This is a genomic window from Kitasatospora sp. NPDC023176, assembly GCF_055560495.1.
On sequence record NZ_JBVHIP010000001.1, the window covers coordinates 24,138 to 49,019 of the forward strand.

The following is a 24,882-nucleotide window of genomic DNA, read 5'->3' on the forward strand; positions in this document are numbered from 1 at the left end:
GAGCCACCGGGAGCCACCGCCCGAACAACGGCACGGCGCGCCGCCGCTCCCGGCACCGGCTCGCGCGTGCCGCTACGCGCCCGGCCCCTCGCCCTGCTCCAGCCGCAGCCCCAGTGCCGAGGCCAGCCCGTCCGGCCCGGTGCCCGCCTTGCGGTAGACCGCCGCCAGCCGCCGGTTGACCAGGCTCAGGTGCACCCCGAGCTCCTCCGCGATCCGCTGCGGCGGCACGCCCTTGACCGCCAGGTCGGCGACCTCCCGCTCCGGCGCGCTGAGCGCCTCCAGCGTCTCCCCGAAGCCGTGCAGCCCCAGCCGGTTGGGCCGCAGGCCGTAGTTGGCCAGCTCCCGCCGGGCCCGGTCGACCAGCTTCTCCGCCGAGCAGTGCTGGGCCAGCTCGATGCCCTGGTACAGGTGCTCCTGGGCGTCCTCCAGCCGCCCGACCCGGCGCAGCGCGGCGCCGAGGTCGACCAGCGCGACGGCGTGCTCGTACCCGGCCGGGGACTGCCCGAGGTGCTCCACGGCCTGCTCCAGCACCTCCACCGCCTGCTGGCCGTCCTCGATCCGCGCCTGCAGCCGCAGCGCGCTGCCGATCGCCGAGGCGGTGCCGAAGGTGCGGGCGTCCTGGACGGCCTTGTGGGCGTAGTGGCGGGCGCGTTCGGGTTCGTCGGCGGCGATCGCGACGGCCAGGTGCCCGGCCCAGGGCGCCCAGACGGTGTTGTGCCAGCCGCGGACCTCCAGCTGGGCCCCGGCCTCGGTGAGCGCGGCGGCCGCACCTGCGTAGCGGTTCTTGGCGACCAGCAGCTTGCCGTACAGCGAGGCGGCGTCCGGCAGCACCATGGCCGTCGCGTGGTACGGCGGGTGGAAGCCGAACTCGTTGGCCAGTTCCCAGGCCTGTTCGATCCGGCCGCGGGCGATCAGGGTGTCCACCAGCACGCCCACGGCGTCCCAGGCCAGCGGCAGCTTGGCGCCGATCCGCTCGGAGATGCGGTAGGCCCGGCCCAGGAAGTCCTCGGCCTCGGCGAGCAGTCCGCGGCGGAACCGGGCCAGCCCCATCAGGAAGTAGGCGAAGCCCCGGTGGGCGCCGCTCCAGCCGGCCAGCTCGAACTGGATGATGGCGTCCGCGGCCAGCCGCTCGGCCTGGGCGATGCGGTCGTTGTAGATGTACGTGAGGCAGAGCATCGAGGGCAGTTCGAAGCCCCAGGTGGTGTCGGTCCAGCCGAGGCCCTTGGGCAGCCGGCCGCCCTCCAGGACTTCGTCGGCGAGCGCGAGCGCGTCGGTGGAGGGCTCGCCGCGCAGGGTGAGGTCCCAGGCGCGCATGATGAGCACGGCCCGGTCGGCGGCCTCCCGGCCGGTCAGGTTCCGGTACAGCTCGGCGAGCCGGGCGGAGCGGCCGGGGCCGTCCTCCTCGGACTTGCGGAAGGCGTGCCACATGAACGAGGCGGCCTGGAGCCGCTGGCGCCGGACCGGGTCGAGGGTCTGCTCGGCCTCCTCCTGGCAGACCAGGGCGGCCTGGCCCAGTTCACCGCTGTGGGCGAGCACCTCGGAGAGCCGGAAGGTGGCGTCCACCCGCAGTTCGGGGCGCAGCGGCCCCTCGTCGGGGTCGAGGGCGAGCCTGAGCTGGTTGACGGTGGCGACGGGGTCGGTGAGCAGTGCGGAGCAGCCGAGTTCGTACATCACCTCGGCCTTGATCTCGTCGGCGGGCGGCTCGTTGAGCGCGCGGTGGAGGCAGCGCTGGGCGGCCTCGGGGGCCCCGATCAGCTGGTGTTCGACGGCGGCGCGGCGCAGCTTCTTGACGATCCGGTCGTCGCCCTCGCCGGAGTGGGTCTCGACCAGGTGGCGGGAGGCGGCGAGCAGGCCGAGCCCGGCGTTCTCGATCTCGACGGCGGCGATGCCGTGCATGCCGAGCCGGGTGGCCTCCGGCATGGTGTTGTAGATGGAGCTGGCGATCAGCGGGTGGACGAACTCGAGGTTCCCATTGGGCGATTGGGTGAGCACGCGCTGCTTGCGCAGCTGCTTGATGGACTCCCGGGCGCCCTCGGAGCTCTGGGTGGAGATCCGGGCGACGAGGTCGATCCGGATGTCGGTGCCCAGCATGGCGCAGGCCCAGGCGAACCGCAGGGTGGCGGGGCCGAGCCGGTCCAGCCAGCTCTTGAGGGTCATTCCGGTGGCGTCGACGGCGAGTTCGCGCAGTTGCCGGGAGTTCTCCTCGACCGGTTCGAGTTCCTGGTCGCGGACCTGGTCGAGCAGGGCGACGGCCTCGAACGGGTTGCCGTTGACGACGTTCCAGAACTCGTAGCAGAAGGCGTCCTCGGCCCGGTCGCCGAGTTCGGCGCGGATCATGTCGGTGACGGAGTTCAGGGTGAGCCGGCTGAGCTCGTGCTTGCGGCTGGCGAGGGTGAGGACGCCCCGGCGCAGGTCCTGGGTCTCGGTGGGCCAGTCGTTCTCGTCCTCGCGGAAGGCGAAGACGAGCAGGACGGGCAGTTCGCCGGACCGGACGGCGAACTTGGCGAGCCAGGACAGGGATTCGGCGTCCGCCCAGTGCAGGTCGTCGACGATCATCACCATCGGCGCGCGGCGCGGGGCGAGCTGGGTGAGGACGTAGTCGAGGCCGTCGCGCACGCCCTGGGGGTCGAGGCGGCGGGCGCCGGCCTTGGGCTGTTTGAGGCCCATGGCCGGTCCGACGACCTCCTCCCAGGTGCCCATGACCTGGCCGAACTCGTCCGCCTCCAGCCGGGTCAGGACGGGCTGGAGGAGCTGGCGCAGCACGTGGTAGGGCTCCTTGAACTGCCGTTCGCCGCCGCGGGCGAACAGCACGGTGGCGCCGTCGCGCAGGCTGGCGATCCGCCGGACCTCGTGCAGCAGGCTGGTCTTGCCGATGCCGGGGCGGCCGGAAAAGGTGAGCAGTTCGCCGATCTCGGTGCCGCCTGCGGCGAACTCGCGGCAGAGCCGGTCGACGGCGGCCTCCACGGAGCGCAGTTCGGTGTCGCGGTCGCGCAGCCTGACCCGGGGCGCGGGATCGTCCTCGTTCCGCTCGGAACCGGTTCCCGTCCGAAGTTCGTTGCCCTGATCGGTCACCGATGTGCCTCCGCCTCACCCGCTCGCGGCACGGCTCCGCCATCGTGCGCGGGGAGCCGGTCCATCACTGTTCGTGGTGCCGAGGTTAGCGCCGTGTTCGGCTGACTGTGCGGCATTCGCCCAGGCTGGGGCGGACGGCGAGGGTTCGGACGGCTTGCCAAGGGCAATTGCCCTATATCCCTAACGTCCGATCATTGCATCAGATACCCTACGGCCCGCGAGGCGCGGATGATCTTCCGCAACCACCCTCACCCTGTGCGCCCCGCCGCGTCAACTCCCCCACACCCAGTGATCGAACCACAAGCGCCCCCACCCACCGCTGCACCGGGAGTCCGATGTCTGACGACACCTCACTTCAGATTCCGTTCCCGCACCGCCGCAGTCCGCACGGCCGGTACGCCACCGCACTGCACCGCGACTGGCTGATCCGCCACCCGCTGCTCCCCGACGCCGATCACCCCGGCTACGCACACTGGGAGGTGGTGGACCTCGCCGCGCTCGGCTACCCGGACGCCGGACCGGACGAACTCGCCCTGGCGGCCGACCTGATGGGCTTCTACTTCCTCTTCGACGACCAGTTCGACGGCCCGCTCGGCCGCCGCCCCACCGAGGTCGCCCCGATCTGCGAACGGCTGATCGCCGTCCTGCACGGCGCCCGCCCCGACCAGCGCTCCCCGGTCGAGACCGCCTTCGCCGACCTCTGGAGCCGCAGCGTGCGCGGCATGCCCGCCCGCTGGCAGGCCCGCGCCGCCTACAACTGGGAGTACTACTTCGCCAGTCACCCGGCCGAGGCGGCCGGCCGGATCTCCGCCCGACCGCCGGACCGGGACGGCTACCTGGAGCTCAGACGGGGCACCGCGGCGATGGAGACCATCTTCGACATGGTCGAACGGCTCGGCCAGTTCGAGGTCCCCGCCTCCGTCCTGCACCACCCGGTGCTGCGTCAACTCCGACAGCTGGCCGCCGACATACCGTCACTGAGCAACGACGTGCGCTCCTTCCCGCTGGAGGCCCCGCGCGGCGATGTCAACAACCTGGTCATGATCGTCCAGCGCGAGCGGCACTGCTCCGCCGAGGAGGCCTGCTCCGCGGTGATGGCGGAGGCCCAGCTGATGGTCGGGCGCTGCGCCGAGCTGCACGAACGACTCCCGGACGTCTACCGGGAGTTGGGCCTGTCCAGGATCGAACGCACGATCGCCCAGCGGTACGCCGACGGGCTGCTCACCTGGCTGGCCGGCTACCTGAGCTGGGAGGCCCGCACCGGCCGGTACCACGCGGTCTGACCCGACCCCGGGCCGCCCGCCGCCCGCCGTCAGCTGCCGTTCGCCGACGTCCGACGCCCTCCGAGGCGGCGCGGCGCGATCCCCCGCGCGCCGCCCCGGCCCGAAACGATCCGGCGCGATCCGACGCGCGCACCCCCGCGCCCCGATGCACGCCCTGATGCACGCCCGGGTCCGCACGCCGTCCAACGCGCCCTCCCGCACGCCCAGGGTCGGGACGTCCGGAACGCACACCGTCCGTACGAGCCGGTCGCACGGACCGTAGCCGCACCACGCGCCCGGCGGTTATCGTGCTCGTCGGCGGCGCCCCGGCGGGGCGCCGGCCCGACTGCGTGTCCGCACCCTCCCGCCGGAGCGTCCCCGAGCGGGCGGCGGTCCGGCGTGCCGCCCCGGCCCGATCGGCGCCGGAGGCGCCCGACGTCGCGAGGAGACACAGAACATGACGGTCTACCAGCCCCCCGGCGCGCCCGGCAGCATCGTCGCCTTCCGCTCCCGGTACGACCACTGGATCGGCGGCGGTTGGCAGCCCCCGGCGCGCGGCGAGTACTTCGGCGACCCGACCCCGGTCACCGGCGAGGTCTTCACCGAGGTCGCCCGCGGCACCGCCGAGGACATCGAGGCCGCCCTGGACGCGGCCCACGCCGCCGCCCCGGGCTGGGGCCGCACCTCCGCCGCCGAGCGGGCGCAGGTGCTGCTGCGGATCGCCGACCGGATGGAGGCCAACCTGGAGCAACTGGCCGTCGCCGAGAGCTGGGAGAACGGCAAGCCGGTCCGCGAGACGCTGGCCGCCGACCTCCCGCTCGCCGTCGACCACCTGCGCTACTTCGCGGGCGCGCTGCGGGCCCAGGAGGGCAGCCTCTCCCAGCTGGACGAGGACACCGTGGCGTACCACTTCCACGAGCCGCTGGGCGTGGTCGGCCAGATCATCCCGTGGAACTTCCCGATCCTGATGGCGGTCTGGAAGCTCGCCCCGGCGCTCGCGGCCGGCAACGCGGTGGTCCTCAAGCCCGCCGAGCAGACCCCGGCCTCGGTGCTGCTGCTGGCCGAGCTGACCGCCGACCTGGTCCCGCCGGGCGTGCTCAACATCGTCACCGGCTTCGGCGAGGAGGCCGGCGCCCCGCTGGCCGCCAGCACCCGGGTCCGCAAGCTCGCCTTCACCGGCGAGACCAGCACCGGCCGGCTGATCGCCCGCGCCGCCGCCGACAACCTGATCCCGGCGACCCTGGAGCTCGGCGGCAAGAGCCCCAACCTGTTCTTCGCGGACGTCGCCACCGCCGACGACGCCTTCTACGACAAGGCCGTCGAGGGCTTCGCGATGTTCGCCCTCAACCAGGGCGAGGTCTGCACCTGCCCCAGCCGCGCGCTGATCGAGACCCCGGTCTACGAGCGGCTGCTCGGCGACGGCCTGGCCCGGGTGCGCGCGATGCGCCAGGGCAACCCGCTGGACACCGAGACGCAGGTCGGCGCGCAGGCCAGTGCCGAGCAGCTGAAGAAGATCCTGTCCTACTTCGAGATCGGCCAGGCCGAGGGCGCCAAGGTGCTGGTCGGCGGCGAACGGGCGGACCTCGGCGGCTCGCTGGCCGGCGGGTACTACGTGACGCCGACGGTCTTCGAGGGCGTCAACAGCATGCGGGTCTTCCAGGAGGAGATCTTCGGGCCGGTCGTCTCGGTCACCCGCTTCGACGGCTTCGACCAGGCGGTCGCGCTCGCCAACGACACCCAGTACGGGCTCGGCGCCGGCGTGTGGACCCGCAACATCAACACCGCCCACCGGGCCGGGCGCGCCATCCAGGCCGGCCGGGTCTGGACGAACTGCTACCACGCCTACCCGGCCCATTCGGTCTGCGTCAAAGGGGGTACAGAAGTGAGGGTCAGCCCCTATGCTGACGTGGCATGAGCAACGTGATCCCGCTCCCTAGGTCAGAGGCCCTGGCCCAACGAGCCTTGCGAGCGGTTCTTTACGGTCGGGCCTCCAAGGATCGCCACAAGCGCGGACGCTCGATCAAGGATCAGTTCGCCGTTGGCGAGGTTGAGTGCGCCGACCACGGGTGGCAGATCGTCGGGCGCTACGAGGATCGCGACCGCTCAGCCACGCGGCGAGCGACGAAGGTTCGCGAGCGCTTTGAGGAGATGATCGCAGACGCCGAGGCGGGCCAGTTCGACGTCATCGTCTTCGCCGAGAGCAGCCGAGTCGCCCGGAACCTCCACGTCTCCCTGGCGCTGCGTGACCTGTGTGTTGATACTGGGATCCTCCTTTGCTATAACGGCCGCGTCTACGACATGCGTAAGCCCGCGGACTTCAAGGAGTTCACGCGAGACTCGGTGCAGGCCGAGGAAGAGGGCGAGACGATCATCGCCCGCAACGAGCGGACGGCTCGTCTCACCGCTCGCCGCGGCGGGATGTGGGGATGGGTTCCGTTCGGGTACAAGCGCGAGTATGACCGGGATACCGGCGAGCTCCTCGGCCAGGTCGCCCACCCCGAGGAGGGGCGCGTCTTGGTTGATCTGTTCACGCGGATCGACGCGAGACAGAGCATCAAGTCACTTGTGCCCATGATTCGCCCATTCCGCCCGGAAGCCACGGATACAACTGTCAGGGCGATTCTTCGCAACAAGGCCTATATCGGAATCCGGACTCACCACGAGGATGAGTACGTGGCTGCCTGGGATGCGATCATCGATGAGGCTCTCTTCTGGCGTGTGCAGGCGATCCTGGATGACCCGAGCCGCCGGCTCACCCGTACGAGTGGAATTCAGCACCTCCTGAGCGGCATTGGGCTGTGTTCGACCTGCCGTGCCGAGGGCGAGTTCATGCGAGCCCGGCTCCAAGCGAGGGGGCCCCAGCCTCAGCACCGACGGGGTCCGCAGTACCGCTGCCGAGCGAACCACATGACGGTCATGGAGAAGAACCTCGACGCGTACGTTGAGGAGGCCGTCCTCGCCTATGTCAGCTCCGAGAAGGCCCGGCTGGCCTTCCAGGCAGTCCCCTCGGATGCGGAACGTGAACGTGAGCGCGAACTCGCCAAAGCGATGACCGAGCAACTGGGGGAAGCACGCCAGCAGGCAACCGAGTTTGATCCGACCACGGGCTTGCCGAAGCTCTCTGTCGCATCACTCGCCGCCCTCGAACAGCGGCTCATCCCGATGATTCAGGCCGCCGAGACCCGGGTCCGCGATCTGTTGTCAGTCGGTGACCCGCTGCTTGACCAAATGCTCGCGGCGTCACCGGATGAGGTCGACATGCTCTGGAATGATGTTCTCGACCTGGCCCAGAAGCGTCACATCATTCGCAAGGTGGTGCGTGTGGAGCTTCGGCCGGCGGCAGTGAAGCGGAGCAGGTACCAGGACATGAGTCAGCGAACCGGACTGATCTTCTTCGGCGAGCCGGGCTTCACCGAGTGGCCTGGATCTCCTGGTGAGCCCGGTAGCTAGTTCGGGCTGTCCGTCGTCGAGTGAGGCCGCCGGGCGGCCAGCGATATGACGTCCGCCTCGGCCTCCGTCGGAGAGGTGGCGAGGCGACCACCGAGGGCATCCAGGGCGCCTTCGACGTATCCGTCGGCTCGGGCTCTGAGGCAGGCATGCCGATGCCGGACTTCCCAGACGGCCAATTCGGCTTCCATAGCTGTGCGCAACCGTTCCCGTTGGCCGGCGAGCGTCGCGAAGGCAGCGTCGTACTGAGCTCGGGTTGCGTCCAGTTCCTGGCCGTCTTTGGCGAGTTCCGCGAGGCGACGATTGACGATGGCGAGGCAAGCGCCGCCGGAGCAGGCCGCTCCGGTGAGGAATCCGGCGAGGGCTGGCTCGGTCCAGGTGGTGAGGAGCAGGAGCCCTGCTATGCCTGCCGCGGCGGATAGGACGTTCCAGCGTCTCGCCTTGATGGTCATTCGCTCCCCCGCTCAGCCGTTGGCGGCGTGACCTCCACTCTCCCGGCCTTCGACGGATCGGCGGGTGAGGGCTCGGAGTCGTTCGAGGGAGTCCCGGACGTACTCGCGGTCGGCCTCGTCGGTTACACCCCACTGATCGGCTAGCGCATCAGCAGTGATGGGCTCTGATGCTACTGGCCGCTCGGGCATATGCGCGAGCGATTCGGCGGGGATTGTTCCACTTTCAATGAGGAGTTCCAGGTATGGGCGCCCGAGCGCTTGAGCCAGCGGCCACAGGGCGGCCGGCTTGGGCATTCGCCCGCCGTTGAGGATCCGGGCCAGTACGTCCGTTCCCATGTCGGCAGCGCGGGCCAGGCGCGACTGCTCGCCGTAGGCATCGAGGTCATAGCCGGCGGCAGGTGCATGCCGGCGGACATAGGCGGCGAGCGCCGCGGGTCCTGCGTCCATCGAGGTGGCCCCGTTCATGAGGCGGAGGTTAGCGCCCTAAGGCGTTGCTGTCAGCTGACAACAGTACCGGTCGGGCCATGAGTCCTCATGCACACATCCAGGACATCCTGACCCCGGGCACCCCTTCTGCAGCAATCCCCGGAAACTCCCTCCTCCAATCGCTGTCAAAGCGCAGCAACTAGAGCTATGGTTGCTGTCAGAGCGCAGCGACCAGCAGGGCGACGCCGAGGAGGTGACCCGTGCCCAGCACCGACAGCGCCGAATTCGACTTCAACGTCATTGTTTTCCGCAAGACAGCCGACGCCGCCGGCGACACCAGTACCAGCCGGATCGCCATGCGCACCGGCCTCAACCGGGGCCTTGTCGCCCGACTTCGCAACGGCAGCCGGCAACCCAACCTACGCACTGCGGCCCGCATTGCAGCCGCGTACAAAGTGAGCCTCGACGAGCTTGTCGTGGGCCTCGATGACCTCACCGTCAACGGGCAGGCCGCATGACCCGGGCCGAACGCCTCGTGATTCTCGGCGCTTCAACTGTGGCCGAAATTCACCGCCGAGTCGACGACGCGCCGCCGCCGACGGCCGAACTGATTGCCGAGCTGCGGCCAGTCCTCGCACCCGCGCTCCAGACTGTGCGCGCACACCTCGCTGCTTCGAAGCAGCAGACCTCGCCGCTGGCGGCGTGATGCCGCCCGGCCGGTTCTTTACAGCCTAGTGGCCGCCCCTCTGGCGCCAACCAGGGACGGCCCCGGCCCACCGATCAACCCATGACATCAAGGAGGCAGGCCGTGATCACACAGCCTACCCAACGCTCTGCGGCTTCCCGCCAGCCCAAGAACTCGCGGCGCCCCCAGATGCTCGCCGCTCTCGCCCTCGCCGAAGCCATCGTCGCGTTCGGCCAGCCGACCCCCTACGGAGTGAGTCTCCGCAGGCTGGGCCAGCGCGTTGCGGTGGATGTCCATCTGGACCACACCGGGGACGTCTTTGCCTACCAGGAGAGGTTTGGCGGTGTCGTCCACCAGGAGCTGTGCTTCAACGATCGCGGTCGCGGGGTGCGACTGCAGACGGAGCTCGTCGGCTCCGTTTACGACGGTGAGTTCTTCGCCTGGTCTCAGGTTCGTTTGTCCGAGCAACAGTTGGCGGCGTGGTTCGTCTCCGATCACGGAGACCCGGCGGACTGGTCTGCTGAGACAGGGGCCGCCTACCGCCAGCTGTTGGCGATCGTGCGCGGCACGGACGGTGTCCGATGACCGGCTCGAACCCGGTCGTGCGGCGCGCGGCCATCCTCATCGCCAACACCACCGGCACTCCCGAGGAGATCGCCGCCGCCCTCGACGCGGCCGGGATGCTCCAGCGGCCGGCCGAGCGGATCAACGGCCCCTACCCGCTGTGGATCCGCCCGACCGGGCTGGGCATCGCGGTGGACGCCCACCCGCTGGTGTCCGCGCTGATGCGCGGTCTCGCGGCGGAGATGGCCGAGAAGCCGGACGACGTCACCGCCGAGCTGGTGACGATCGCCGAGGCCTCGGGCCCGGAGCAGGACGCCTTGGTCGAGCGGCTGCTGGAGCGCCTCGGCGGTACCGACTCGCGGTACTCGGCGACGGCGGCCCGGCGGCTGGCCGAGGTGTTGCTGTCCCTGGTCGGCCCGACAGTCCCGCAGCAGAGGAGGGCCGCGTGATGGTGGCGACGGTTCTGTCGATCCTGGCGCTGGCAGTTCTGGTGGCGCTGGTGGTGGCGGCTGAGTCCCGGTCGCGTCGCCGGGTGCGGTCGGTTCGGGCCACGGAGGTGGAGCCGGTGCGGCACGCGACGTTCCACACCGAGGAGGACGGCCAGTGACCGGGCCCGCGTGCCGGTGCGACGAGCCCGGCTTCGACCCGTACGAGTGCGAGTCCGACGACTGCACCGGCTACTTCTCGGAACTCAACCCATTCGCTGGGGCTCCCGTGAACGAGCGCAACGCCAAGGTCTCCCGCGCGTGCCCCGTGTGTGACTGGCGGACGACCGTCTGGCATGTGGACGACGGGTCGGCCGAGGCCGAGCTGCATGGCCACGTCCAGGCCGTTCACGGCGGCAGCTATGAGAAGACGGGTGTTTCATGACGACCACCGTGCCGGCTGGGGCTTCGGCCCCGGCCGCCGGGCGGCGCCGGAAGACCACCCCGCAGCCCACCGGGCCGGACCGCATCCCGCGGCCGTCCGCCGGCTGGTATCGGGACAAGGTCACCGGCGCCAGGTACCGGCGCGTCACCACCATCCTCAACCTCGGTTCCACCAAGGGCGACGTCCTCTCCCGCTGGGCCGCCGGTGTCGTCGCGGACTGCGCGTTCGACAACCTCCCCTCGCTCGTGGCCGCCTCGCTCCGCCCGGACGAGCGTGCCGAGAAGCGCGAGTGGCTGTCCCGGGCCGCGCTGCGCAAGCGCGACGAGCGGGCCGAGGTCGGCTCAGCGGTGCACCGCATCATCGAGGCACACGTCCTCGGCCAGCCGATCCCGGCCGAGCTGGTCGAGGACCCGGAACTCGCCCCGTTCCTACGACACTTCCTCGCGTTCGTGCAGGACTGGCAGGTCACGTTCGAGGCGTCCGAGATGGTCGTCGGCAGCCCCGAGTTCGGGTACGCCGGCACGCTCGACTACATCCTCCGGTCCCCGCTGATCGCCGCCCGGCTCGGCATCCCCGCCAGCCTCGCGCTGATCGGTGACACCAAGACAGGCGGGGAACTGGACGTCAAGGGCGTCTACCCCGAGGCCGCGCTGCAGATGGCCGCGTACCGGCGCGCCGAGATCGCGTGGATGCGGGACGGCAGCACCGTGCCGATGCCCGCCGTGCACACCACCGGCGTCGTGCTTCACCTGCGGCCGGAGGGCTACCGGCTGATCCCCGTCGTCTGCGACGACCAGGTGTTCGCCGCGTTCCGCATCACCCAGCAGGCCGCCGAGTGGGTGTCCGGCCTGTCCAAGACCGTCGTCGGCGAGGCCCTGAGCCTGCCGACCAGCACCGAGAAGAGGGTTGCCTGATGCCCATCCTGGACCTCCAGCGCCGCATGCGGCAGCTCGGCGAGATCCGGATCGGCCACGCCGTCGACACCGGCCGCGTGACCAAGTACGGCAAGAAGATCGTCCGCCCGGTGAAGCTCGACGCGTTCCGCTTCACCTCCCCGTCCCGCCCGATCCTGGAGCAGGTGGCCGCCCTGTACGGCGGGACCGTGCAGCCGTGGACGCCGGCCAACGGCGGGCCCAGCGAGTTCGAGGTGTTCTCCACCGCGGACCGGCTGCCGGTGCTCGTGCCACCGCGCGACGCCGTCTCGCAGTGGTACGAGCTGTACCAGGGCAGCAAGTGCGTGCGCCGCTGCGACGGGCAGACCGAACAGAAGTCCGACCGGCCGTGCATGTGTGACCCCGTCAAGCGGGACTGCTCGATCACCACGCGCGTCAACGTGATGTTGCGCGACCTGCCCGCGCTGGGGCAGTGGCTGCTCGTCTCCAAGGGCTATCACGCCGCCGTGGAGCTGCCGCCGGCCGCCGAGTTGCTGGCCCAGGTCGGCGGGTACGTGGCGGGCTGGCTCGGTATGGAGGCGAAGACTGCTGTCAACGAGGACGGGACGCACCACTTCATGGTGCCGACGCTCGATGTCGAGATCACGCCGACCGAGTTGATGTCCGGCCAGATCCGCGGCGTGCCCGCCGAGGTCACCACCGGCGGCCCGGAGCGGGCTGCAATCGAGGCCGCGCCGGCCGCCCCGGTGCCGGATTACTTGGCGCTGGCGAAGCTCTCTCAGGACGCCCGCGCGGTCCGGGACATCTGGAAGACCGCAAACGGCAAGGGCCACATGACGCCGGAGCTGTCGGCCTCGCTCAAGGCCCTCGCGGACCGGTTCACCCCGGCGGTACCCGAACCGGCGGACGCCGAGGAGGTCATCGAACCGGAGATCGTCAACGACTCGGATCCGATGGAGGTCTGGCAGCAGATCCTGGCCGCGGCCGGCACGCGGGGCTGGTCGATGGACCGGACCGAGGCCGCCTTCGCCGAGTTCTCGAACGGCACCTCGGCCGGCTCCGCCAGTGCGGAGGAGCTCCGCCGCTTCCTCGACCACCTTCGGGGCAGCTGACCAGTGCGGGACCGCGCCCGTCCGAATCAGGCGCGGTCCCGCCGCCAACCATCATCCCCACACTCCGAGAGGAGGAACGGCATGCACAAGCCCTGGCACCTCAACCGCATGGCCGCCCTCGACTTCGAGGCCAGCGACAAGCACCCCGACACGGCCCGCATCGTGTCCTGCGCCCTCATCCACGTCGGCGGCGGCCTTCCGACCGAACGCTGCACCTGGCTGATCGACCCCGGCGTCCCCCAGGAACCCGAAGCGATCGCCGTCCACGGGCTCACCAACCAGTACCTCGCCGAACACGGACAGCCCGCCGACCGAGCCATCGCCGAGATCGCGCAGGCTGTGGCCGAGGCCACGCACTTCGGCATCCCGCTCGTCGGCCACAACATCGGCAGCTACGACCTCACCCTCCTCGACCGGGAGGTCCGCCGCCACCACGGAGCCGGCTTGGAGGAGATCACCGGCCCCCTGGTGCGCGTGATCGACACGATGACCCTCGACCGGCACGCCGCCCCGTTCCGGCGCCGGGTCTCCGACACGCAGGGTGCCTACCAGCTGCGCACGACCGTCGAGACGTACGGGCTGCAGTGGGACGAGGAGCAGGCCCACGGCGCCGACTACGACGCGCACAAGGCCGCGCAGGCCGCGTGGGTCATGGGAGTCATCGCGCACAAGCCGGCCGCCGAACGCCCCGGCTGGGTACAGGCGTTGCGGAACTGGCGGGGCCCGTACGAGCGGTTCGACGACCTCGCCTGCGACATCGACGAGCTGCACCGCCGGCAGATCGGCTGGGCCGCCGAGGACGCGGCGTCGCTGCAGGCGTGGCTTCGCTCGGAGAAGGCCGGCGAGAAGCGGGACCCGGAGGCGGTTGTGGACGGGTCGTGGCCGCTGCGCCCTTTGCCGGTGGCGGTGGCGTCGTGAGCAGAAAGGTCCGCGACCGCAGCAGCCCTGTGCTCACCGCGCTCCAGTCGGCCGTCCTCCTCGGACACGCCCGCGGCGAGCAGCCTTCCCAGATCGCCGACCGGCTGCAGATCGGCGTCCGCGACGTACGACTGCACCTGCGCGCCGTCCTCGTCGCCTTCAAGGCGGTCAACGCCACCCATGCCGTCGGCATCGCCTGCGCCCGCGGCCTGATCGACTCCAGCGACATCCTCCAGGGAGACACCCATGTTCGGTAGATCCAGACGCCGCATAGCCGACCTCGAAGAGCGCAACACCTGGCTGGAGAGCCGGGTCCGGCAGCTCAACATGGCGCTCGGAGCGACCCGCAGTGAGGTCGGCGACCACTTCCGCCGGTCCGAGCGCTTCGCCGACGACATCATCTCTGTGGAGAAGAAGCTGGCTGCCGAACGTCTCAGGAACGCCAGCCTGGTCCTCCGAAACGAGGAACTCGGCCGCGCCTCCACCAACTGCTCCGCCCGACTCAGCCGGGCTGTCCGAGGCTGTGCCCGCTACCGGGTCGAGAACCAGCAGCTGCGCCGGGAACTGCGTGCCGCGCGCCGTGACTTCGCCGAACGGCAGATCGCTCTCGAAGACCGGCTGCACGCGCTGCAGGCCGCCAACGAGAACCACTACCAGGCGTCCGCCGCCGCCACCGCGCCGATCGCTCCCATCGCCGCGTGACCTTCGCTGTCTGCCTGGCGCTGCTGTGGTGCACCCACACCGGAGTCGGCGCCATACAGACCTACCCCCACCTCACCCAGAAACGGCCCGTGCTCACCCGATACGCGTTCGCCCTGGCCTTTCTGGCCGGCACCGCCCTCGCCCTCGTTGTCTTCGCCATCACCGCATGGAGCACCCGAGATGACTGACACCATCCTGTCCGCACCTCCCGACCTGACCATTACCGTCCTCGGCCACCGGCCCGCCCCGCAGGGCAGCAAGCGGCACGTTGGCCGCGGCCGCCTGGTCGAGCAGTCCCTGCGCGTCAAGCCGTGGCGGCAGGCCGTGCACGATGCCGCCGAGGCTGTCCTGGCCGATGCCCGAATCGCAACCCTGGACGGGCCGTTGAGCATCGAGGTTGCGCTCACCGTCCGCAAGCCCGCCTCCGCGCCCAAGACCCGCATCACCTGGCCGACGACCCGGGACAGTGGCGACATCGACAAGCTGCTGCGCTCGACGTTCGACGCCCTCACCACCGCCGGCGCGATCGCCGATGACTCCCGCATCGTCGAGGTCATCGCCCGCAAGATGCACCCCGGCGAAGGCGTCGACGCCCTCGACCAGCCCGGCGCGGTCATTCGGCTCTGGCGGCTCGGGGAGCAGCGATGAACTGGTGGGACTACGCGAACTGCCGCACCGTCGACCCTGACCTGTTCTACCCGGCGTCCTTCACGAAGGCCCCGGGGCCCGCGCAGGTCGAGGAAGCACTCGGCTACTGCCGCCAGTGTCCCGTGAGAGCCCGATGCCTCGAATCCGCCTTGGCCGAGGAGAAGTTGGCCGGAGCCAACGGCCGGCAGGGCGTGCGCGGCGGTCTCACCCCCGACGAGCGCACCAAGCTCGCCGCAAGCAGGTTCTCCACCGCGGCATGACCGCGGGCTCCAACTCGTACCGCAATCCAGGAGGTGAACAACCGTGCCCCGAGGCTTCATCCCCAAGCCCCCCGCCGCTCACGGCACCTACGCCTGTTTCCTCACGGCACCTACGCCTGTTTCGTCGGGCGACCCAAGACCGGGATTGCCGGATGCCGTTGCGCTGCGTGCGTCAAGGTCGGCCGGCAGTACTGCGCCCGGCGCGACTACCTTCGGTCCACCGGCAGGCCGCTGACCGTTCCTGCCGGGGCTGCCGAGGCCCACCTCCGGGCCCTCTTCGCCGCCGGTGCCGGCTGGAATGAGATCACGGCTGTCAGCGGATGTTCCACATCGACCATCCACCAAATCCTTCACGGTTGCACGACCGTTCACCGTCGTACCGAGCAGCGGATCCTCGCGGTCCGGCTGGAGCAGGTGCTGACAGCCGAGCGCACCGTCCCGGCCGTCGGCACGATCCGCCGGGCACAGGCCCTGGTGGCCATCGGGCACCCGGTCGCGGCCATCGCGACGGCGGCTGGCGTGAGCCGCACCCTCATGACCGACCTCCTTGCCGGATCCGTCGGCCAGGTCCGGGCCCGCACTAGGGATGCCATGGCCGCGGCGTTCCGGCAGATGGCCATGCAGCCCGGCAAGAGCGCCCGTTCCATCGACCGAGCGCGGGCGGCGGGATGGATGCCGCCGCTCGCCTGGGACGACGACATGGATGACCCTGCTGCAGCCCCGGCGGCAGGCGCGCTTCGCCGGCCCCGTCGGCAGTCCGATCCCAGCGAAAGAAAGGCCGCCTGATGGCCGGAGAAACCCTGATCACCCTCGTCGGCAATCTCGTCGACGACCCCGAGCTGCGCTTCACCCCGTCGGGTGCGGCGGTCGCGAAGTTCCGCATCGCGTCCACCCCCCGCACCTTCGACCGTCAGACGAACGAGTGGAAGGACGGCGAGAGCCTCTTCCTCACGTGCAACGTCTGGCGTCAGCCGGCGGAGAACGTCGCCGAGTCACTGCAGCGAGGCATGCGCGTCATCGTGCAGGGCCGACTGAACCAGCGCTCGTACGAGAAGGACGGCCAAAAGCGGACCGTCTTCGAGGTGGAGGTCGAGGAGGTCGGGCCGTCTCTGCGGAATGCCACGGCGAAAGTGACCCGGGCGAACCGCGGGCAGGGCCAGGCGCAGCAGGCCCGGGGTGGCGACGGCCCGTGGTCCCAGTCCAAGCCGTCGGTGCAGGGCGGCAGTTGGGGAGCGCCTCATCAGGCCGAGGCCCCCTTCTAATCCCGTCCACGCCAAGAGCCAACTCGACGTTCCCAGGAGAACCTCATGCCGCCGCTACGTGCCTTCCCGGTCCGGCCGTTCGACCGGACGGCCCCTGGCCCTCGTCTCTCAATGCCTGCCGAGGAGCCCGGCTACTACCCGGAGACAGCCCTATACCGGTTCTTCGACTCTCGGAAGCGGCTGCTGTACGTGGGGGTTTCGGGTCAGCTTCGCGAACGCTGGCCACAGCACCGCAGGAAGGCCCCTTGGTGGCCGGCGGCCGACTTCGTATCCATCGAGCACTGGTCAACCGACGTCGGTGCCCTCGCCGCCGAGCGCGCCGCGATCGTCATCGAGCAACCGCTGTTCAACAAGCGAAGCGCCCGTCGGCCGCCCGCCCCCGCCTCTACCTCATCTTGATCGGAAACCGACATGGCACGTGGTCACGGACGGGTCCTCACCCGCATCTGGGACGACCCTGACTTCACCGCTCTGCCCGCGGAGATCCAGCGGCTCTACCTGTTCCTCATCAGCCAGCCGAACCTCAACCACGCAGGCCTGCTGCCGCTGACGCTGAAGCGCTGGAGCTTCAAGGCCTACGGGCTGAGTCCGGCGGTCCTGCGGACCCAGCTTGCGGTCTTGGCCGACCGCAGGTTCGTCGTCGTGGACGAGGACAGCGAGGAGCTGTTGGTGCGCTCGTTCGTGCGCAACGACGGGGTGTGGAAGCAGCCGCAGGTGATGGGCGCGATGGTGTCGGGCGCTCTAGAGATCTCGTCGCGTCGGCTGCGGGCCGCGCTGCTCGCGGAGGTCGAGCGGATCCCGCTGGACGAGCTGAGTGACGAGCCGGGCCGCAAGGGGCTGTCGCCTCTGCAGGAGGTGTCGCGGCACATCGCGGCGCTGCGGGCGGCGTTTCATGAGCCGGATCCGAAGCCCCCGGCGGCGGCCCTTCCCGAAGGGGTTGAGGAAGGGGTTGCGGAACCCCTTCCGGAAGGGGCGGAGGCAGGCTCAACGCGCGCGCGCGGGCGTTTTCCCCTACCCCTACCCCATTCCCCTTCTCTTCTCGTCGCGGATGTCGTCGACATCCGGTCCGCCCGCTCGGAGCGGCCGGACGTGGAGGAGGCCTGCACGCTCCTCGCGGACCTGATCGCCGCGAACGGCACCAAGCGTCCGACCATCACCAAGCGGTGGCGCGACGCCGCCCGGCTCATGATCGACGCCGACAAGGTCGCCGTCGCCGACGTCCTCGGCGCCATCCGCTGGTCCCAGGCGGACGAGTTTTGGCGCAGCAACATCCTCTCGATGCCGAAGCTGCGCCAGAAGTACCCCCAACTGCGGCTCCGCGCCCAAGCCCAGCAGCAGCGCCGCCAGTCCACCGACTACCAGGCCTACGCAGACCAGGGAGTCTTTTAGTGACCACCGACACCGACTTCGCTCGCTCCGAGCCCAACGACCTGACCGCCGAGCAGGCATTCCTCGGCGCCATCATGCTCAGCCGCGACGCCCGCCGAGCACTGCGGGACACCACCGTCACCGCCGATGACCACTACCGGCCCGGTCACGCCCTGATACATGGGGCGATCACGGCAATCGCCGAAACCAGCGACCCCATCGACCCGTTCACCGTCGTCGCCGCGCTCGAAGCCGCCGGTGAGCTCCCGCGGTGCGGCGGCCGCGACTACATCAACACCTGCATCGACGTCGCCCAGCACGGCCCCAACCTCCACTGGCTCGACCACCGCATCCGAAGCCTCGCCCTGCGCCGCGCCCTCGTTCACGCCGGCACCGAGATCCGCGAGCTCGGCTACGCCGCCGAAGGGGAGCCCAGCGAACTCGCCGAGCACGCCGTAGCCCGGCTACGCGAGGTCCGCGACGCCGGGCGGTCCGCCGACGACTCGCCCGTCCAGGACATCCACGACTTCCTCGCCGGGGACGACCCCGACTACGACTGGACGCTGCCCGGCTATCTGGAGCGCACCGACCGGTGCGTGTGGACTGCTGGCGAGGGCGGGGGAAAGTCGGTCCTGCAGCGGCAGATCGGCATCACCGCGGCGGCTGGGCTGCTGCCGTTCGGTGACCGCAATCCGCTGGGTCCGCAGCGCGTGTTGATCTTGGACTGTGAGAACTCCAGCCGTCAGTCCCGCCGGCACTACCGGGGGCTCGTCCAGGTCGCCGAGCACATGGGTGCTCCCGTCAAGCGCGGGCAACTGCACATCGACCTGCGGCCCCAGGGCGTCGACCTGACCCGCGGCGACGGCAGGGCCTGGCTGATGCGCCGCGTCGAGGCTGTCATGCCGGACCTGCTGATCGTCGGGCCGATCTATCGCCTGCACGCTGGCGATCCCAACTCGGAGGAGCTGGCCCGCAAAGTCACGGTGGTCCTGGACGACGCGCGTGCCACGGCAGGGTGCGCCCTGTCGATGGAGGCGCACTCCCCGCAGGGCGGGCCGATGGGGCCGCGCACGCTGCGGCCGGCCGGGTCGTCGCTGTGGCTGCGGTGGCCGGAGTTCGGCCTCGGCCTGCGCCCGGTCGAGGATGCCCGATCGGCTCACGACGACCGGGCCCGCCGGGTCCTGCCGTGGCGCGGTGCCCGCGACGAACGGCAGTGGCCCCGGTTCATCTGCCAGGGCCACGCGGGTTCCTGGCCGTGGCGCACCTACAAGCCCGTCGACTCGGATCCGTTCACCGGCCACTCCCCCACCGGAGCGCTCTCATGACCCCGACCGAGCACTGCCCCGCCTGCCTCTCCCGCGCCCGGATCGTCGCCCAGTGGGAGGACGGCACCCACACGCACACGACGTGGTCCTGCTCCCGTTGCTTCCGGCAGTGGGACACCGAGTACCTGACCGCGGCGTACGCGGACGAGGAGTTCGACGGCACGTCGTGACTGTTGAGCCGTCGGCTGGACGGTCATGACGTTGCCTCACCGGAGCGCCCAACGGCGGCTCCGCATCACCTAAACGCGCGCAAGCCCCATCACGGGCGCCGCAAGGTTCGCTTGAGCCCATCACTCCAACCCTGCCCCACAGGCCCCTTCCTGCCCCCTTCTCGCCCCGATTTGAGGCCATCGTGTCGAACAGTGCCACTGCAGTTCCGAAGCCGGCGGCCCATTCAGCCGCTCCCCCGCCGTCTGCAGGCCGCCTTGCAGAGCTCCTCGACATCGCGGAGCGCCGCTTCCTGACGCCAGTTGAGGCGGCCGAGCTTCGCCGCGGCGTGGAGCACCTGACGCGGTGTCTGGCTCAGGCCGGGGCGCAGCTGCGCCGGTCGATTCGGGATGCGGAGCGGGTCCAGGAGGAGCACGCCGCGGAGCTGCGGATCCTGAGGGAGCCGGGCCTTGGGGTGGCGTGTCGGCGGTGCGGGGCGGCGGTTGGTGTGTGGTGCCGTCCGGTGGATGGCGGTGTGGCGTTGACGCTGCATGTTGCGCGCCTGCTGGATGCGGGGGTGCTGTCGTGACCGAGTTCTCTCGGATTCTGGTGACTGGTTCGCGGGCGTGGTCGGATCGGGCGCGGCTGGAGTGGGCGCTTGGGGTGGCGTTCAAGACCTTTCGGCCGATCGTGATCGTGCACGGCGCTTGCCCGACGGGTGCGGATGCGATCGCTGCGGCATGGGCGCAGCGGGCCGGCGTGGAGGTGGAGGCGTGGCCGGCCGACTGGGACCGGCACGGGCGGGCTGCGGGGCCGATTCGGAACGCGCAGATGGTGGCGGCCGGGGCGCGGTTCTGTCTGGCTTTCGCTCGGTCAGATAGCCGGGGGACCTGGCACACCGTAGATCTCGCCCGAGCAGCAGGAATCCCAGTGAAGGTCTTCAAGGAAGGTGTGGGCAAGTGACCGACCTGGCCGCATGTTCCGTCGTCGGCTGCGTTAAGGGCGGGAAGCTCTCCCGGGGCATGTGCTCTATGCACTATGCACGCTGGCAACGCCACGGCGACGTCAACGCCCCCGATCACCGCAAGAGCCGGCCGAGGATCGTGCTCGCGTGTTCTGTCGCCGATTGCGAAGGCGCAGTTCACGGCAAGGGCCTCTGCGTGCCGCACTACAAGCGCCTGCTGAGGCACGGCGATCCCCTTGGGGGCCGGCATTCCGTTCGCAATGACGGGCCGTGCGCCGTTGAGGGTTGCGAACGGCCGTCCATGTCGCTCGGCTTGTGCCGTCGCCACTACCGGCGTCAGTCGAGGAACGGTGACCCGCTGGCCTCGAAGCAGCGCCCCGTACGTCTGGCGAAGCGCTACCGGTCCGTGAGCGCTCCTGGCCATGCTCTTGCCGGGTCGCATGGCACCGTCCTGCTTCACCGGAAGGTTCTCTACGACGCGATCGGGCCGGGCGTACACCCCTGCCACTGGTGCGGCACCGCAGTGGTGTGGGCCAAGGGCTCGGATGCGATACGCAGCCTCGTCGTAGATCACCTTGACCACAACAAGCAGAACAACGAGCCCGAAAATCTGGTCCCGACGTGCAATCCCTGCAACGGCCACCGGGTCGCGGGGGCCGATTGGGCACCGTGGGTGCCTGGCAGCCCGGCTGGTTCCGTGACTCGCCAGCATGCGACTTGCCGACGGGGCCATGCGCTAACGCCGGACAACGTCTATGTGCGTCCGGATGGGGCGGGGCGGCAGTGCCGACAGTGCATGCGGGTGCGCGCTCGGCTGCGGCGCTTCGAGGCGGCACGGTGACTGGACTCGGACAGCCCAAATGGCCGCTCGGCGCAGCGGGCCGGCGGCTTGCGGGGTGGAGCGGGTCAGTTCTGGGCGGCGGGTTCGTCTTCGTTGGGCTGCGGGGTGGACCAGGGTCCGGCGTCGGGGCGTTTGATGGCCTTGCCTCCGGGGCGGTGGGTGTACCAGGTGAAGAAGTCGCGAATGAGGGCGGATCGGTCGGTGCCGGCTTCGGCGGCGGCTTGGCCTGCTGCGTTCCAGAGTCCGAGTGGGATTCGGATGGGCTTGGCTTTGGTCTTGGGTGCGTTTGGCATGGTCAGACGATAGCTCACCGTATCTACACCGGGCAATGGGGCGCCTCAAGGGGTGTAGATACATATTTCTCGCTCACACCACTTGCGGTGGAGATACACCTGGCGTATGTTGTTCTCAGGCGGTGGAGATACACCGCCGGGTCAACTAGGCCACGGGAGAGCCAGATGCGCCGCACCATCACCGCCATCCGCCGACTCATCACCACCGTCCGCCACCTCGGCGAGGACATCCGCTACGCCACCCTCAATGGGGACCTGCGCGGCGCGGTGCGCACCGGCGACATGCTCGACCGCCTCGGCATCCGGCTCCCCGACGGACAGGCCTCCTGGTACGGCCGCCACGTCGCCAAGGCCTACCGCGCTGCCCACGACGGCCAGGACGCGCCGAAGGCGTGGGTTCGCCACCGCACCACCGGCCGGTGGATCCACGTCTACGTCTACCGCCCCGCCGACCCGGCGCTCATCACCGGCCTCAACACCTACAAGGCCACCGCCGGCCTGATCTCGCAGGCCTCGTTCACGGAGGCCGCGTAGACCAACTTCGCCGCCCCGACCAGCCACCCGCACACCACCACGAAGGACACCCGCATGACCCCCGCCCTCGCCCTCGCCACGAGCGTCACCGGCACGCTCCTCACCCTCGCCCCGCTCGACCCGGCCGACGTACGGGCCGCCCGCCGCGCCATCGACCCCACCGCCCCGTACGAGCAGGACCCCGACGTGGCCGCCGACCTCGCCCTCATCCAGCGCACCACCGCCTGGCTGCCCACCTGGCAGCACTACGGCGCCGCCGAGCTGGACCACCGCCTGCAGCTTGCCAGCGCCGCCGAGGACCGGCTCCTCGCCGCCCACGGCCACACCGTTCCCACCGCCGAGCAGCGCTACCAGCGTCGCACCCAGGCCCGCATCGCCGCCGAGGCCATCCAGGCCGCCGCCGACCTGACGCACCCGGCCGCCAACTGCCCCCTGTGCGCCGGGTGGAACGACTGCCCGGACGCCGACCGCGCCTACCGCGACTCGCTCCACACCGCCTGGATCGACCGCTGGACCACCTCGGCCTGACACCGCAGGACTGGCTCGGCGGCCGTGACTACCCCGGCCGCCGAGCCCACCAACCACCCGCGCTCAGCAGTGAGAAGCACCATCGTGAACCCGAACCCGTCCGACACCGAGATCGAAGCCCTCCTCGCCGCATGCGGCCTGCGCCTCCCCCGCGAGTTGAAGCCCTGCGGCACGCAGGCCGCCTACCACCGGCACCTCGACAACGGGGAGACGCCGTGCGAGGCGTGTACGGCCAGCAGTTGCGGAAGCGTCCGCGCACCCGGCTGCGCCCGATCAAGCACGGGACGCCTGGCGGTGCCGACGCTCACCGCTATCGGGGTGAGGGAGCGTGCGCGGCATGCGCGGAGGCCTATCGGGCTGATCGCCGCCGACGCTCCGCCGCCCGTCGAGCGACGGCTTGACGCCCCTTCCACTACCGACGACAGCCACACCAGCCAGCTCGACGCCTCGCACACCCAACCCCCCGCCTAGGGAGAACCCGATGAACACCCAGCCCACCACCGACATCACGCGCGCTCGGCACGAAGCCTTTCTCCGCCAGACCATCGCGCACAGCATCAGCCTCGGACGAAGCCCGCAAGGCACCACCGGCGCCCACGCCGACGCCGCGGTCAACGCCTGGTGGGCCCATCGCCTCCTCTGCGCCCTCATCACCGCCATGCCCGCCGCCGACCTCGCCGTGCTGCTCGACGACATCAGCGAGGAACTGCAGATGGGCGACGCCCACGAGGCCGCGTTCGACGCCGCCGAAGCCATCGGAATCGACGTGGACGCGCTGACCGCGTACGTCGAAGCCAAGTTCGCCACCCGACCCGCCACCTGAGGAGACCACCGTGAGCCGCATTCGCACCGCACGCGACGCAGCACGCCACGCCCAGCACACCCACCTAACCGCCACCGACCTCCGCGCTGTCCACGCCGACGAGCCCGGCGGCAGTCGGCGGCACATCGGATGGACGTTCAACACCGGCGGCAACGGGGGCCACTTCAGCCACGGTTGGGTCCTCACCGACGGCACCGTCAGCGCCACCGCCAATCTGTCCCTGCCCGAGGCCCGTGACGAGGCCCGCCTCAACGCCCGGATGCCGCGATGACTACCAACCGGATCGTCGAACTGCAGGCAGCGTGGGATCGAACGATTGCGGAGCTTCAAGCCCACGACCCCAGGTGCGGACTCTGCTTCGAGCAGCAGACCGTCCTCGCTGGCCGCTGCAGTACCGGGAGGGGCCTCCGGAAGAAGCTCCTGCAGATCAACGACGAGTACTTGCAAATCACCGATGCCACCGCCGCCTGAGGAGACCACCGTGCCGCACGCCCGTCCCACCTGGACGCTCACCCGGGAGAACCTCACCGAGCTCATGGAACTCATCGAGCCGTCCAAGCCGCACTACCGATCCCGCACCCCCGCCGGCCCGTACGACGTCAGCGTCGAGATCGACGGCCTCACGATCCTCGCCCACCACGACCGGGCCCGCGCCGTCGCCTACTTCGGCGACACCATCCGCCTCCAGCGCGACGGCACCTGGACCGTCCAGCACGCCATCGTGCACGTCGGCACCGACACCGCCCACGCCCTCGTCCAAGCCGCCACCGAGGAGATCACCCGATGAACACCCAGCCCCAGCCCGCCGAACTCCTCGACCTGGACGTGGTCGAGACGCGCCACCACCAGATCGCCGACCCGGCCGCCTGCAGAACCTGCTGGCGCCTCGCCCTCGCTGGCCAGCCGACCGAGCACCCCGCGTGCGCCCGACGCGCCGTCCTCCTGCCCGCCCCCGACGCGCCCGACTACGAAGACCTCGCCGACCTCACCGACGAACAGAAGGCCGCACTCCCCGCCCGCTTCCACACCCCGGTCTGGGAAGGCAACGCCGTCCCGCACTCGTGGGTCTGCGCGGTCTGCTGGGGCGACGGCTGGGTCACCCGGTGGCCCTGCACGGCGGCCGTCCGGTACGGCGACGAGGTGTTCACCCCGGAGCACCAGGCCACCCGAGCCCGGCAGGACGTGCCCGCCCTGATCGCCCGGGTCCGGGAACTGGAGGCCGAGCTCCGCCGCGAGCGGGCCGCCCACAGCAGCACCATCGACGAGCGCGACCGGGCCACTCACTACGCCGACCGCCTCGCCGCCGCACTCGCGCCCATCGACGTCCGCGGCGAACACTCCGCCGGCAACTGCCCCTGGCTCGCGGCCCTCAACTACGCGGACGAGGAAGCCCCCAGCGGACCGCAGACGGCCGCCTGACGGCCGAACAGCACCGCACCGGACCACGACCCCACCCGAGCGCCCGAACGGGCGTCCACCGGCCCGC

35 protein-coding genes and 2 pseudogenes are annotated in these 24,882 nt (G+C 70.5%); 33 read left to right on the forward strand and 4 right to left on the reverse strand.

Features of this window, described 5'->3' with window-relative positions; all coding sequences use genetic code 11:
• Window positions 1–72 precede the first annotated feature (72 nt).
• Complete coding sequence (locus ACZ3YL_RS00110; protein ID WP_465654224.1) at window positions 73–3,072, reverse strand: ATP-binding protein; 3,000 nt, start codon at window positions 3,070–3,072, stop codon at window positions 73–75.
• A gap of 335 nt (window positions 3,073–3,407) precedes the next feature.
• On the opposite strand from ACZ3YL_RS00110, the gene ACZ3YL_RS00115 reads away from it, so the two are divergent.
• The 3 genes and pseudogenes from ACZ3YL_RS00115 (at window position 3,408) to ACZ3YL_RS00125 (ending at window position 7,784) form a co-directional block, all read left to right on the forward strand.
• A complete protein-coding gene (locus ACZ3YL_RS00115) occupies window positions 3,408–4,355 on the forward strand; it encodes a terpene synthase family protein (protein ID WP_188305697.1) in 948 nt (315 codons plus the stop codon).
• Between the two features lie 436 nt (window positions 4,356–4,791).
• Window positions 4,792–6,192, forward strand: a pseudogene (locus ACZ3YL_RS00120) (aldehyde dehydrogenase family protein); the annotation flags it as partial.
• Window positions 6,193–6,245: 53 nt separating this feature from the next.
• Complete coding sequence (locus ACZ3YL_RS00125) at window positions 6,246–7,784, forward strand: recombinase family protein (RefSeq protein WP_465654226.1); 1,539 nt, start codon at window positions 6,246–6,248, stop codon at window positions 7,782–7,784.
• On the opposite strand, the gene ACZ3YL_RS00130 is transcribed toward ACZ3YL_RS00125, so the two are convergent.
• On the reverse strand, window positions 7,781–8,233 hold the full coding sequence (locus ACZ3YL_RS00130; protein ID WP_465654228.1) for a hypothetical protein: 453 nt from the start codon (window positions 8,231–8,233) through the stop codon (window positions 7,781–7,783). The two genes, ACZ3YL_RS00125 and ACZ3YL_RS00130, sit on opposite strands and share 4 nt — an antisense overlap.
• 12 nt (window positions 8,234–8,245) lie before the next feature.
• Window positions 8,246–8,698, reverse strand: coding sequence for a helix-turn-helix domain-containing protein (locus ACZ3YL_RS00135; RefSeq protein WP_465654230.1), 453 nt, complete (start codon window positions 8,696–8,698; stop codon window positions 8,246–8,248).
• A gap of 221 nt (window positions 8,699–8,919) precedes the next feature.
• Here ACZ3YL_RS00135 and ACZ3YL_RS00140 point away from each other — a divergent pair, with 221 nt between their 5' ends.
• The 23 genes and pseudogenes from ACZ3YL_RS00140 (at window position 8,920) to ACZ3YL_RS00250 (ending at window position 21,218) form a co-directional block, all read left to right on the forward strand.
• Window positions 8,920–9,177, forward strand: a complete 258-nt coding sequence (locus ACZ3YL_RS00140; protein ID WP_465654232.1) for a helix-turn-helix domain-containing protein — start codon at window positions 8,920–8,922, stop codon at window positions 9,175–9,177.
• A complete protein-coding gene (locus tag ACZ3YL_RS00145; RefSeq protein WP_465654234.1) occupies window positions 9,174–9,365 on the forward strand; it encodes a hypothetical protein in 192 nt (63 codons plus the stop codon). The genes ACZ3YL_RS00140 and ACZ3YL_RS00145 overlap by 4 nt, the downstream gene beginning before the upstream one ends.
• A gap of 102 nt (window positions 9,366–9,467) precedes the next feature.
• The gene (locus ACZ3YL_RS00150) at window positions 9,468–9,929 is read left to right on the forward strand and encodes a hypothetical protein (protein WP_465654236.1); all 462 of its coding nucleotides are present in this window, start codon (window positions 9,468–9,470) and stop codon (window positions 9,927–9,929) included.
• A complete protein-coding gene (locus ACZ3YL_RS00155; RefSeq protein WP_465654238.1) occupies window positions 9,926–10,357 on the forward strand; it encodes a hypothetical protein in 432 nt (143 codons plus the stop codon). The genes ACZ3YL_RS00150 and ACZ3YL_RS00155 overlap by 4 nt, the downstream gene beginning before the upstream one ends.
• Window positions 10,354–10,515: a hypothetical protein gene (locus ACZ3YL_RS00160; RefSeq protein ID WP_465654240.1), complete on the forward strand. Its 162-nt coding sequence runs from the start codon at window positions 10,354–10,356 to the stop codon at window positions 10,513–10,515. The genes ACZ3YL_RS00155 and ACZ3YL_RS00160 overlap by 4 nt, the downstream gene beginning before the upstream one ends.
• A complete protein-coding gene (locus ACZ3YL_RS00165) occupies window positions 10,512–10,778 on the forward strand; it encodes a hypothetical protein (RefSeq protein ID WP_465654242.1) in 267 nt (88 codons plus the stop codon). The genes ACZ3YL_RS00160 and ACZ3YL_RS00165 overlap by 4 nt, the downstream gene beginning before the upstream one ends.
• The gene (locus ACZ3YL_RS00170) at window positions 10,775–11,692 is read left to right on the forward strand and encodes a hypothetical protein (protein WP_465654243.1); all 918 of its coding nucleotides are present in this window, start codon (window positions 10,775–10,777) and stop codon (window positions 11,690–11,692) included. The genes ACZ3YL_RS00165 and ACZ3YL_RS00170 overlap by 4 nt, the downstream gene beginning before the upstream one ends.
• Window positions 11,692–12,783: a recombination directionality factor gene (locus ACZ3YL_RS00175; RefSeq protein WP_465654245.1), complete on the forward strand. Its 1,092-nt coding sequence runs from the start codon at window positions 11,692–11,694 to the stop codon at window positions 12,781–12,783. The genes ACZ3YL_RS00170 and ACZ3YL_RS00175 overlap by 1 nt, the downstream gene beginning before the upstream one ends.
• Before the next feature lie 81 nt (window positions 12,784–12,864).
• Window positions 12,865–13,701 carry an exonuclease domain-containing protein gene (locus ACZ3YL_RS00180; protein ID WP_465654247.1) on the forward strand — a complete coding sequence of 279 codons (837 nt, stop codon included), beginning with the start codon at window positions 12,865–12,867 and terminating at the stop codon, window positions 13,699–13,701.
• The gene (locus ACZ3YL_RS00185; protein ID WP_465654249.1) at window positions 13,698–13,958 is read left to right on the forward strand and encodes a helix-turn-helix domain-containing protein; all 261 of its coding nucleotides are present in this window, start codon (window positions 13,698–13,700) and stop codon (window positions 13,956–13,958) included. Before ACZ3YL_RS00180 ends, ACZ3YL_RS00185 begins: the two co-directional genes overlap by 4 nt.
• Window positions 13,948–14,403, forward strand: coding sequence for a hypothetical protein (locus ACZ3YL_RS00190; RefSeq protein ID WP_465654251.1), 456 nt, complete (start codon window positions 13,948–13,950; stop codon window positions 14,401–14,403). Before ACZ3YL_RS00185 ends, ACZ3YL_RS00190 begins: the two co-directional genes overlap by 11 nt.
• Window positions 14,400–14,591, forward strand: coding sequence for a hypothetical protein (locus ACZ3YL_RS00195; RefSeq protein ID WP_465654253.1), 192 nt, complete (start codon window positions 14,400–14,402; stop codon window positions 14,589–14,591). The genes ACZ3YL_RS00190 and ACZ3YL_RS00195 overlap by 4 nt, the downstream gene beginning before the upstream one ends.
• On the forward strand, window positions 14,584–15,051 hold the full coding sequence (locus ACZ3YL_RS00200) for a RusA family crossover junction endodeoxyribonuclease (RefSeq protein ID WP_465654254.1): 468 nt from the start codon (window positions 14,584–14,586) through the stop codon (window positions 15,049–15,051). Before ACZ3YL_RS00195 ends, ACZ3YL_RS00200 begins: the two co-directional genes overlap by 8 nt.
• Window positions 15,048–15,311, forward strand: coding sequence for a WhiB family transcriptional regulator (locus ACZ3YL_RS00205; protein ID WP_465654256.1), 264 nt, complete (start codon window positions 15,048–15,050; stop codon window positions 15,309–15,311). The genes ACZ3YL_RS00200 and ACZ3YL_RS00205 overlap by 4 nt, the downstream gene beginning before the upstream one ends.
• A 33-nt stretch (window positions 15,312–15,344) precedes the next feature.
• Window positions 15,345–16,097, forward strand: coding sequence for a hypothetical protein (locus ACZ3YL_RS00210; RefSeq protein WP_465654258.1), 753 nt, complete (start codon window positions 15,345–15,347; stop codon window positions 16,095–16,097).
• Window positions 16,097–16,549: pseudogene (locus ACZ3YL_RS00215) on the forward strand (single-stranded DNA-binding protein); the annotation flags it as partial. The gene ACZ3YL_RS00210 and the pseudogene ACZ3YL_RS00215, both read left to right, overlap by 1 nt.
• Window positions 16,550–16,684: 135 nt before the next feature.
• Window positions 16,685–16,972 (forward strand): GIY-YIG nuclease family protein, encoded by a 288-nt coding sequence (locus ACZ3YL_RS00220; RefSeq protein WP_465654260.1) that lies wholly within the window; start codon window positions 16,685–16,687, stop codon window positions 16,970–16,972.
• A 12-nt stretch (window positions 16,973–16,984) separates the two neighbouring features.
• Window positions 16,985–17,962, forward strand: a complete 978-nt coding sequence (locus ACZ3YL_RS00225; RefSeq protein WP_465654262.1) for a hypothetical protein — start codon at window positions 16,985–16,987, stop codon at window positions 17,960–17,962.
• Complete coding sequence (locus ACZ3YL_RS00230; protein WP_465654264.1) at window positions 17,962–19,266, forward strand: AAA family ATPase; 1,305 nt, start codon at window positions 17,962–17,964, stop codon at window positions 19,264–19,266. Before ACZ3YL_RS00225 ends, ACZ3YL_RS00230 begins: the two co-directional genes overlap by 1 nt.
• Window positions 19,263–19,436: a hypothetical protein gene (locus ACZ3YL_RS00235; protein ID WP_465654266.1), complete on the forward strand. Its 174-nt coding sequence runs from the start codon at window positions 19,263–19,265 to the stop codon at window positions 19,434–19,436. The genes ACZ3YL_RS00230 and ACZ3YL_RS00235 overlap by 4 nt, the downstream gene beginning before the upstream one ends.
• A 326-nt stretch (window positions 19,437–19,762) precedes the next feature.
• A complete protein-coding gene (locus tag ACZ3YL_RS00240; RefSeq protein ID WP_465655228.1) occupies window positions 19,763–20,002 on the forward strand; it encodes a zinc finger domain-containing protein in 240 nt (79 codons plus the stop codon).
• Window positions 19,999–20,376, forward strand: coding sequence for an SLOG family protein (locus ACZ3YL_RS00245; RefSeq protein ID WP_465654268.1), 378 nt, complete (start codon window positions 19,999–20,001; stop codon window positions 20,374–20,376). Before ACZ3YL_RS00240 ends, ACZ3YL_RS00245 begins: the two co-directional genes overlap by 4 nt.
• The gene (locus ACZ3YL_RS00250) at window positions 20,373–21,218 is read left to right on the forward strand and encodes a hypothetical protein (RefSeq protein WP_465654270.1); all 846 of its coding nucleotides are present in this window, start codon (window positions 20,373–20,375) and stop codon (window positions 21,216–21,218) included. The genes ACZ3YL_RS00245 and ACZ3YL_RS00250 overlap by 4 nt, the downstream gene beginning before the upstream one ends.
• Window positions 21,219–21,283: 65 nt before the next feature.
• On the opposite strand, the gene ACZ3YL_RS00255 is transcribed toward ACZ3YL_RS00250, so the two are convergent.
• Window positions 21,284–21,511 (reverse strand): hypothetical protein, encoded by a 228-nt coding sequence (locus ACZ3YL_RS00255; RefSeq protein WP_465654272.1) that lies wholly within the window; start codon window positions 21,509–21,511, stop codon window positions 21,284–21,286.
• Window positions 21,512–21,676: 165 nt separating this feature from the next.
• On the opposite strand from ACZ3YL_RS00255, the gene ACZ3YL_RS00260 reads away from it, so the two are divergent.
• From ACZ3YL_RS00260 to ACZ3YL_RS00290, 7 genes are all read left to right on the forward strand, one after another.
• A complete protein-coding gene (locus ACZ3YL_RS00260) occupies window positions 21,677–22,045 on the forward strand; it encodes a hypothetical protein (RefSeq protein WP_465654274.1) in 369 nt (122 codons plus the stop codon).
• A 54-nt stretch (window positions 22,046–22,099) separates the two neighbouring features.
• Window positions 22,100–22,573, forward strand: coding sequence for a hypothetical protein (locus tag ACZ3YL_RS00265; RefSeq protein WP_465654276.1), 474 nt, complete (start codon window positions 22,100–22,102; stop codon window positions 22,571–22,573).
• 481 nt (window positions 22,574–23,054) lie between these two features.
• The gene (locus ACZ3YL_RS00270) at window positions 23,055–23,396 is read left to right on the forward strand and encodes a hypothetical protein (protein WP_465654278.1); all 342 of its coding nucleotides are present in this window, start codon (window positions 23,055–23,057) and stop codon (window positions 23,394–23,396) included.
• Between the two features lie 10 nt (window positions 23,397–23,406).
• Window positions 23,407–23,667 carry a hypothetical protein gene (locus ACZ3YL_RS00275; protein ID WP_465654280.1) on the forward strand — a complete coding sequence of 87 codons (261 nt, stop codon included), beginning with the start codon at window positions 23,407–23,409 and terminating at the stop codon, window positions 23,665–23,667.
• A complete protein-coding gene (locus tag ACZ3YL_RS00280) occupies window positions 23,664–23,867 on the forward strand; it encodes a hypothetical protein (RefSeq protein ID WP_465654282.1) in 204 nt (67 codons plus the stop codon). The genes ACZ3YL_RS00275 and ACZ3YL_RS00280 overlap by 4 nt, the downstream gene beginning before the upstream one ends.
• A gap of 10 nt (window positions 23,868–23,877) precedes the next feature.
• Window positions 23,878–24,183, forward strand: a complete 306-nt coding sequence (locus ACZ3YL_RS00285) for a hypothetical protein (RefSeq protein WP_465654284.1) — start codon at window positions 23,878–23,880, stop codon at window positions 24,181–24,183.
• Window positions 24,180–24,815: a hypothetical protein gene (locus tag ACZ3YL_RS00290; protein WP_465654286.1), complete on the forward strand. Its 636-nt coding sequence runs from the start codon at window positions 24,180–24,182 to the stop codon at window positions 24,813–24,815. The genes ACZ3YL_RS00285 and ACZ3YL_RS00290 overlap by 4 nt, the downstream gene beginning before the upstream one ends.
• The last annotated feature ends 67 nt before the right edge of the window (window positions 24,816–24,882 follow it).

Excerpts from the sequence above, each read along its gene's own strand:
- ACZ3YL_RS00115 (WP_188305697.1), top strand. The coding sequence starts at position 3,408 with ATGTCTGACGACACCTCACTTCAGATTCCGTTCCCGCACCGCCGCAGT.
- ACZ3YL_RS00125 (WP_465654226.1), top strand. The coding sequence starts at position 6,246 with ATGAGCAACGTGATCCCGCTCCCTAGGTCAGAGGCCCTGGCCCAACGA.
- ACZ3YL_RS00130 (WP_465654228.1), bottom strand. The coding sequence starts at position 8,233 with ATGACCATCAAGGCGAGACGCTGGAACGTCCTATCCGCCGCGGCAGGC.
- ACZ3YL_RS00135 (WP_465654230.1), bottom strand. The coding sequence starts at position 8,698 with ATGAACGGGGCCACCTCGATGGACGCAGGACCCGCGGCGCTCGCCGCC.
- ACZ3YL_RS00145 (WP_465654234.1), top strand. The coding sequence starts at position 9,174 with ATGACCCGGGCCGAACGCCTCGTGATTCTCGGCGCTTCAACTGTGGCC.
- ACZ3YL_RS00155 (WP_465654238.1), top strand. The coding sequence starts at position 9,926 with ATGACCGGCTCGAACCCGGTCGTGCGGCGCGCGGCCATCCTCATCGCC.
- ACZ3YL_RS00170 (WP_465654243.1), top strand. The coding sequence starts at position 10,775 with ATGACGACCACCGTGCCGGCTGGGGCTTCGGCCCCGGCCGCCGGGCGG.
- ACZ3YL_RS00175 (WP_465654245.1), top strand. The coding sequence starts at position 11,692 with ATGCCCATCCTGGACCTCCAGCGCCGCATGCGGCAGCTCGGCGAGATC.
- ACZ3YL_RS00180 (WP_465654247.1), top strand. The coding sequence starts at position 12,865 with ATGCACAAGCCCTGGCACCTCAACCGCATGGCCGCCCTCGACTTCGAG.
- ACZ3YL_RS00190 (WP_465654251.1), top strand. The coding sequence starts at position 13,948 with ATGTTCGGTAGATCCAGACGCCGCATAGCCGACCTCGAAGAGCGCAAC.
- ACZ3YL_RS00200 (WP_465654254.1), top strand. The coding sequence starts at position 14,584 with ATGACTGACACCATCCTGTCCGCACCTCCCGACCTGACCATTACCGTC.
- ACZ3YL_RS00205 (WP_465654256.1), top strand. The coding sequence starts at position 15,048 with ATGAACTGGTGGGACTACGCGAACTGCCGCACCGTCGACCCTGACCTG.
- ACZ3YL_RS00220 (WP_465654260.1), top strand. The coding sequence starts at position 16,685 with ATGCCTGCCGAGGAGCCCGGCTACTACCCGGAGACAGCCCTATACCGG.
- ACZ3YL_RS00225 (WP_465654262.1), top strand. The coding sequence starts at position 16,985 with ATGGCACGTGGTCACGGACGGGTCCTCACCCGCATCTGGGACGACCCT.
- ACZ3YL_RS00235 (WP_465654266.1), top strand. The coding sequence starts at position 19,263 with ATGACCCCGACCGAGCACTGCCCCGCCTGCCTCTCCCGCGCCCGGATC.
- ACZ3YL_RS00255 (WP_465654272.1), bottom strand. The coding sequence starts at position 21,511 with ATGCCAAACGCACCCAAGACCAAAGCCAAGCCCATCCGAATCCCACTC.
- ACZ3YL_RS00260 (WP_465654274.1), top strand. The coding sequence starts at position 21,677 with ATGCGCCGCACCATCACCGCCATCCGCCGACTCATCACCACCGTCCGC.
- ACZ3YL_RS00265 (WP_465654276.1), top strand. The coding sequence starts at position 22,100 with ATGACCCCCGCCCTCGCCCTCGCCACGAGCGTCACCGGCACGCTCCTC.
- ACZ3YL_RS00270 (WP_465654278.1), top strand. The coding sequence starts at position 23,055 with ATGAACACCCAGCCCACCACCGACATCACGCGCGCTCGGCACGAAGCC.
- ACZ3YL_RS00280 (WP_465654282.1), top strand. The coding sequence starts at position 23,664 with ATGACTACCAACCGGATCGTCGAACTGCAGGCAGCGTGGGATCGAACG.
- ACZ3YL_RS00290 (WP_465654286.1), top strand. The coding sequence starts at position 24,180 with ATGAACACCCAGCCCCAGCCCGCCGAACTCCTCGACCTGGACGTGGTC.